The 7,034-nt window shown below is 69.9% G+C and carries 7 protein-coding genes and 1 pseudogene; 5 read left to right on the forward strand and 3 right to left on the reverse strand.

What is annotated here, in order from left to right:
- From AC3XYG_RS39920 to AC3XYG_RS39940, 5 genes are all read left to right on the forward strand, one after another.
- Positions 1-706: P1 family peptidase (locus AC3XYG_RS39920; RefSeq protein ID WP_489145472.1), on the forward strand; the 706-nt coding region annotated here is incomplete at its 5' end.
- Positions 707-804: 98 nt separating this feature from the next.
- A complete protein-coding gene (locus AC3XYG_RS39925) occupies positions 805-2,277 on the forward strand; it encodes an ABC transporter substrate-binding protein (protein WP_489145473.1) in 1,473 nt (490 codons plus the stop codon).
- Between the two features lie 38 nt (positions 2,278-2,315).
- A complete protein-coding gene (locus AC3XYG_RS39930) occupies positions 2,316-3,263 on the forward strand; it encodes an ABC transporter permease (RefSeq protein WP_489145474.1) in 948 nt (315 codons plus the stop codon).
- A 5-nt stretch (positions 3,264-3,268) separates the two neighbouring features.
- Positions 3,269-4,099 (forward strand): ABC transporter permease, encoded by an 831-nt coding sequence (locus AC3XYG_RS39935; RefSeq protein ID WP_489145475.1) that lies wholly within the window; start codon positions 3,269-3,271, stop codon positions 4,097-4,099.
- 102 nt (positions 4,100-4,201) lie between these two features.
- Positions 4,202-4,819 (forward strand): glutathione S-transferase family protein, encoded by a 618-nt coding sequence (locus AC3XYG_RS39940; RefSeq protein WP_489145476.1) that lies wholly within the window; start codon positions 4,202-4,204, stop codon positions 4,817-4,819.
- Between the two features lie 8 nt (positions 4,820-4,827).
- Here AC3XYG_RS39940 and AC3XYG_RS39945 read toward each other — a convergent pair whose 3' ends face one another.
- The 3 genes and pseudogenes from AC3XYG_RS39945 to gpt form a co-directional block, all read right to left on the reverse strand.
- A complete protein-coding gene (locus tag AC3XYG_RS39945) occupies positions 4,828-5,370 on the reverse strand; it encodes a shikimate kinase (RefSeq protein ID WP_489145477.1) in 543 nt (180 codons plus the stop codon).
- Positions 5,371-5,379: 9 nt separating this feature from the next.
- The gene (locus AC3XYG_RS39950; RefSeq protein ID WP_489145478.1) at positions 5,380-6,540 is read right to left on the reverse strand and encodes a M24 family metallopeptidase; all 1,161 of its coding nucleotides are present in this window, start codon (positions 6,538-6,540) and stop codon (positions 5,380-5,382) included.
- Between the two features lie 12 nt (positions 6,541-6,552).
- Positions 6,553-7,034: pseudogene (gene gpt, locus AC3XYG_RS39955) on the reverse strand (xanthine phosphoribosyltransferase); the annotation flags it as partial.

A 7,034-nucleotide genomic window follows, 5' to 3' on the forward strand; every position in this document is an offset into this window, starting at 1 on the left:
CGTCCCCGCCGCCATCCTGTTCGACGTGGTGAATGGCGGCGACACGGGCTGGGGCGACACCCCGCCCTATCGCGCCCTGGCGCGGGCCGCCTGCGACGCAATGGGGACCGTGGGGCGCCCGGGAAAGGCCGGCGCCGGGTACGGCGCCAAGACCGCGACCTGCAAGGGCGGCCTGGGCACCGCCTCGGCCTTCGATCCCGAGACCGGCGTCACAATCGGCGCGCTGGTCGCCGCCAACCCGGTCGGCGCCGTGACCATGCCGGACGGCACCTTCTGGGCCTGGCCCTGGGAGCAGGATGGCGAATTCGGCGGCCCGCACCGCCCGACCGGCCCGGCTTCGCCTGAGCCCGAATTCTTCCGCCACCCGACCGCCCCGTCGGCCGGCCCGGGCGGCAACACCACCATCGGCATCGTCGCCGTCGACGCCGCGCTGACCAAGGCCGAGGCCCAGCGCATCGCCATCATGGCCCAGGACGGGCTGGCCCGCGCCATCCGCCCGGTGCACACGCCGATGGACGGCGACACCATCTTCGCCCTGGCCACCGGGGCCGTGACGCTGCCGGAGCCGCGGGTCATGGCCCTGGCCCGGATCGGTGCCATCGCCGCCGACTGCGTCGCCCGCGCCATCGCCCGCGGCGTCTGGCATGCCGAGGCCCTGGGGCCACACCCGGCCTGGCGTGAGAAATACGGCACCGCCAAGCCTTGAACCCGCCCCGGCCGGGCTGCCATCATCCACGACGAACGCGAAAGGTCGGGGGCTTCGGTCCCACCGGCACAGGGGAGATGAGGATGGGGATGAGGGGCATGCTCGCCGCCGCCATGCTGGCGGCCGGGCTGATCGCGACGCCGGCGCTGGCAGCGAAGGACCAGGCCGTGATCGGCATGGTGCTGGAGCCGCCGAACCTCGATCCCACCGGCGGCGCCGCGGCGGCGATCGCCGAGGTCACCTACGCCAACCTGTTCGAGGGGCTGACCCGGATCGACGCCCAGGGCCAGGTCCAGCCCGGCCTGGCCACCAGCTGGACCGTGTCGGATGACGGGCTGACCTACACCTTCACGCTGCGCCATGGCGCCACCTTCCACGACGGCACCAAGTTCGAGAGCGATTCGGTCAAGTTCTCGCTCGACCGGGCCCGCGCCCCGGACTCGACCAACCCGCAGAAGGCCTTCTTCGAGCCGATCAAGTCGGTCGACACCCCGGCGCCGGACCAGGCGGTCGTCACCCTGTCGCATCCGGACGGGCTGTTCCTGTTCAACCTGGGGCAGGCGGCGGCGGTGATCGTGGCGTCGAGCTCGGCGGCGAACAACGCCACCCACCCGGTCGGCACCGGCCCGTTCAAATTCACCGAATGGGCGCCGGGCGACCATGTCACGCTCGACCGCACCGCCGCCTATGCCGGGCCGGCGCCGAAGCTGAACCGGCTGATCTTCCGCTTCATCGCCGACCCGGCCGCCGCCTCCGCCGCCGTGATGTCGGGCGACATCGACGCCTTCCCCAACATGCCGGCACCGGAAACGCTGGACCAGTTCAAGGCCGACCCGCGCTTCGTGGTCGAGATCGGCACCACCGCCGGCAAGACCGTCATGGCCGTGAACCAGCGCCGCAAGCCGTTTGACGACGTGCGGGTGCGGCGCGCTTTGGCGATGGCGATCGACCGCCAGGCGATCATCGACGGCGCCATGTTCGGCTACGGCACCCCGATCGGCAGCCATTTCGCGCCCTATGAGGCCGCGTACAAGGACCTGACAGGCGCCTATCCCTACGACCCCACCAAGGCCAAGGCGCTGCTGGCCGAGGCCGGCTATCCCGACGGCTTCAAGGCAACGCTGAAGCTGCCGCCGCCCGGCTATGCCCGCCGCGGCGGCGAGATCATCCAGGCGCAGCTGGCCGAGATCGGCGTCCAGGTCGAGCTGGTGCCGGTGGAGTGGGCGCAGTGGCTGGAGCAGGTGTTCAAGGGCTACGACTACGACATGACCATCGTCTCGCACACCGAGGCGCTGGACATCGGCATCTATGCCCGCGGCAAGGACAAGTATTATTTCGGCTACGACAACCCGGCCTTCGACCAGGTGATCCAGCAGCTGAACGGCGCCACCGACCCGGACCAGCGCAAGGCGCTGTACCAGCAGGCGCAGCAGATCCTGTCAGATGACGAAGCCGCGGTGTTCCTGTTCCAGCTGCCCAAGACCGGGGTGCGCAACGCCAAGCTGATGGGTCTGTGGCAGAACAGCCCGATCGCCGCCAACGACATGACCGCGGCGTATTGGGCGGAATGACGGATCGTCCTGATCCCGCCGCGCCGGGCGCCTGAGCAATGCTGGCGTTCCTGGCGCGGCGGTTCCTGACGCTGCTGTTCACCCTGTTCGCCGCCTCGGTCGTGGTGTTCACGGTCCTCGAGGTGCTGCCCGGCGACCCGGCGCTGCTGATGCTGGGCACCGAGGCGCGGGAGGACACACTGGCCGCCCTGCGCAGCCAGATGGGCCTCGACCAGCCGGCGCCGGTCCGTTACGCCACCTGGGTCGGCGGCGTGCTGACCGGCGATTTCGGCACCAGCTACACCTACAAGCTGCCGGTGGCGCAGCTGATCGGCGACCGGCTGGCGGTGACGGCACCACTGGCACTGTTCGCCCTCCTGCTCTCCACCGTCCTGGCCCTGCCGCTGGGCATGCTGGCCGCGATCAAGCACAACCGGGTCGGCGACTGGGGGGTGATGGGGTTCAGCCAGCTCGGCCTCGCCGTGCCCAATTTCTGGGTCGGCATCATGCTGATCTGGCTGTTCGCCCTGCAGCTGGGCTGGTTCGGTGCCGGCGGCTTTCCCGGCTGGTCCGCAGGCTGGGGCGGCGCCCTGCACGCGCTGGTGCTGCCCGCCCTGGCCCTGGCCCTGACCGAGGCGGCGATCCTGGCCCGCGTGGTGCGCTCGGCGATGCTGGAGACGATGCGCGAGGACTATGTCCGCACCGCCCGGGCCAAGGGCCTGTCCAAGGGCGCGGTGCTGTACCGCCACGTGCTGCGCAACGCCATGATCCCGGTCGCCACCATCATCGGCATGCAGTTCGGCTTCCTGATGGCCGGCGCGGTGGTGGTCGAGAATGTCTTCACCCTGCCCGGCCTCGGCCGGCTGGCGTTTCAAGCCATCGCCCAGCGCGACCTGATCGTGGTCAAGGACGTGGTGGTGCTGCTGGCCGCCATCGTCGTCGTGGTGAACTTCCTGGTCGACGTGGTCTATGCCGTGATCGACCCGCGGCCGAAGCAGGCGGGGTGACGCGCATGGTCCGGCTCTTGAGCCATCGCGGTTTCATCCTCGGCCTGGCGCTGTGCCTGGTCTTCGTCGGCATGGCGCTGCTGAGCCTCATCTGGACGCCCTACCCGCCCAACGCCATCGCCATCCCGCAGAAGCTGCAGACGCCGGGCGTGCTGCACTGGCTGGGCACCGACCAGCTGGGGCGTGACACCCTGTCCCGCCTGATGGTCGGGGCCCGCACCTCGGTCGCGGTCGGGGTGGTGGCGGTGGTCATCGGCCTGGCCGCCGGCCTGCCGCTCGGCCTGTGGGCCGCGGCCCGGCGCGGCTGGACCGACGAGATCCTGGGCCGTGCCGTCGACCTGACCTTCGCCTTCCCCGCCGTGCTCAGCGCCATCCTGATCACCGCCCTGATGGGCCCCGGCGCGATCAACGCCATTCTGGCGATCGGCATCTTCAACATCGCCGTCTTCGCCCGGGTGTCGCGCGGCGCGGCGATGGTGGTGTATGGCCGCGACTTCGTCCGCGCCGCCCAGTCGCTGGGCCGGTCGCGCATCGACATCGCCCTGCGCCACGTGCTGCCGAACATGGCCAATGCCCTGATCGTCCAGGCCACCATCCAGTTCGCCATCGCCATCCTGGCCGAGGCGGCGCTGGGTTATCTCGGCCTCGGCACTCAGCCGCCGCAGGCCAGCTGGGGCAAGATGCTGCTGGACGCCCAGACCTTGCTGGCCCAGGCGCCGCTGCAGGCTGTGTTCCCGGGCCTGGCCATCGCCGTCGCCGTGCTGGGCCTGAACCTGATCGGCGACGGGCTGCGCGACCTGATGGATCCCCGGATGAAGGTCGGCAGGCTAGGATAGCCCTCACGCAAAAACTTTGCGTGAGGGCGGGACAATCGGGCGCAACATCCCGCCGGCCGGCGGCTAGGGTCGCGAGACCCAAACCCCGGCCGGAGCCATCCGATGCAGCTGCTGTACCAGACCCATTCCCCCTATGCCCGCAAGGTGCTTGTCATGGCGCATGAGGCCGGGCTGGCCGGCCGGATCGAGGTGATCCACCACGAGACCAGCCCGACCCGGCGCAACGACACCGTCTTCGCCGCCAACCCGCTGGGCAAGGTGCCCGTGCTGATCTGCGACGACGGGCTGGCGCTGTTCGATTCCGTGGTGATCTGCGACCACCTGGACAGCCTGCATGACGGGCCCAAGCTGATCCCGGCCGCCGGCCGGGCCCGGGCGCTGGTGCTGCGGACTCAGGCCGTGGCCCAGGGGCTGGCCGTTGGCGGCCTCGCCCTGCGCGGGGACACGGAGCGGCGGCCGGAAGCGCTGCGCTATCCGGCCCTGGCCGAGGGCCAGGCGGCGAAGCTGGTCGCGGCCTATGATTTCATCGAAAGCGGGATCGATCTCGACGGCCCGGTCGATCTCGGCCAGATCGCCCTGGCGACGGCGCTGAGCTGGCTGGAATTCCGCCGCCTGACGCCGTTCCGCCCGGGCCGGCCGCGCCTGTCGGCCTGGTACGACGGCTTCAGCCACCGCCCCTCGATGCTGGCCACGCCGTTGGAGGGCGAGACCCAGGACTGAGCCGGGCCTCAGCGGCCTTGCAGCAGCGTCACGATCTCGGCCGCGATATCCGCCGGAGGCTGCGTCGAGACGACCCGCAGATCACCGAGCCCGAGATAGGCTGGGAAGCGGGCGTGGAATTTCTCGAACTCCGAATGCCGCTGCAGACCGAAGCCCCGCTGCAACTGCCGTTCGACGATGATCTCTGCCGCCTCATCGGCATCCAGCGACGGCAACAGCAGCACTGAGACACCGGAGCAGCGCATCGCCTGCCGGTTGCGCTCGACCAGGTCCGGCCGGATGTGGGTTGCCAGGAAGCCGGAGGAGAGCGGCATCACCACATCGTCGCCATGACAACGGCACAACGTGTCGAACAGCCCCGCATTCGCCTCGATATAGTGCTCGTACCCCTCCGCTCGAAGGAACGCATCAATCGGGGCTATCTGGTCGCAGAACGCCTGGTCCAGATCGACGAAGGCGTAGCCCAGCAGCGCTGCCAGCTCGCGCCCGGCGCTGGTCTTGCCGACGCCACCCGGACCGATCAGGAAGATCCGCGGCGGCATCGTCGGCATGGGGCTCCGTCAGGCGACGACCAGATCGGTCGGTGCCAGGGTCAGGGCCTCGCAGCCGGTGTCGGTGACCAGCACGGTCTGGCCCGAGGTCATGGCCAGGCCGCGGTCGCTGTCGTAGAGGATGATGTGGATGAAGAACACCATCCCCGGCTCCGCCAGGGTCGGGTTGCCGTGGAAGAACATCGACAGCCCCGGCGAATCCATCCAGTTCGGCGCGAAGGTGGTGCCCAGCGAATAGCCGCAGGCGTTCAGCCGGGCGTGGCGCAGCCCCGCCGCGTCGGCCACGCGGGCATGGGCATCGAACACGTCGCCGAGCGGATGTCCAGGTTTCAGCGCCGCCTTGGCCGCCTCCAGCGCATCCACCGCCGCCTTGTGCATCGCCTTGTGCTCCGGCGACGCAGTGCCGACCAGCAGGGTGCGCATCAGGCAGGCATGGTAGTGCCGGTAGGTGCCGGCGAATTCGAGCGTCAGCTGGTCTTCGGCCGAGAGGTGGCGCCGGCCGGTGAAGTACCGGCACATCAGCGCGCCGGGGCCGGAGCCGATGATGAACTCATTGGCCGGGTCGTCGCCGCCGCCGCGCCACACTGCGCCCTGCATCGCCGCCAGGATGTCGCCTTCGAACGCGCCCGGCGCCGTCAGGTCGACCGCGGCCTGGTAGGCGGCGTCGGCCAGCTTCGCCGCCTCGCGCACATAGACCAGTTCGGCCGGGCTCTTGACCATGCGGAAGCGGGAGACGAGGTCGGAGGCGTCCTCATGCTCGACATAGCCATCGAGCTTGGCCTTCAGCCGGAAGCCCAGCGCCGCGGTCAGGCCATAGGCGTCCCACTCGACGCCGACCTTGCCGTCGCGGACCTGGTATTCGTCCAGGATCGCCAGCAGGTCGTCCGCCGGCTCGGATCCCGCCCGGTCGACCCAGACGCGGACATCCTCGATGACCGAGGTGAAATACGCCTGGCGTTCGTCGGCGGAGCGGGTCAGCAGCGTCATCCGCCCATCGACGCTCAGCCACAGGCACTGGAAATAGACGTAGCCGAAGGTGTCGTAGCCGGTCAGCCAGTACAGCGACTCCTGCCGGAACACCAGCAGGCCGTCGAGGCCGCGGGCGGCGATTTCGGCACAGACACGGCGGCGGCGATCCGCCAGCTCAGACGCCTCAAAATGGATCGGCATGGCGGTCTCGCTTCAGCGCTTCTGGGCGCGGATTTCGGCGATCGGTTCGGCGTAGCGGTATTCGATGTCCCAGGGGAAGAAGATCCAGGGGTCCTGGCTGACCTCGGTGATGAAGGTGTCGACCAGCGGCCGGCCGGCCGGCCGGCTTGGCGTAGACCGTGGCGAAATGCGCCTTCGGCAGCAGGTCGCGCACAACCCGGGCGGTGCGGCCGGTGTCGACGAGGTCGTCGACGATCAGCCAGCCTTCGCCGTCCCCTTGGACGGGCGCCTTCAGCACCTTGGATTCGCGTTGGTCCTGGTGGTCGTAGGTCGAGACGCACACCGTGTCGATCAGCCGGACGTCGAGTTCGCGCGCCAGGATCGCCGCCGGCACCAGCCCGCCGCGGGTGATGGCGACGATGCCCTTCCACGGCCCCAGCTCGGCCAAACGCCAGGCCAGCGCACGGGCGTTGCGGTGCAGTTCCTCCCAGGAGACCGGGAAGTCCTTCCGGAAG

This window comes from Inquilinus sp., assembly GCF_057815775.1.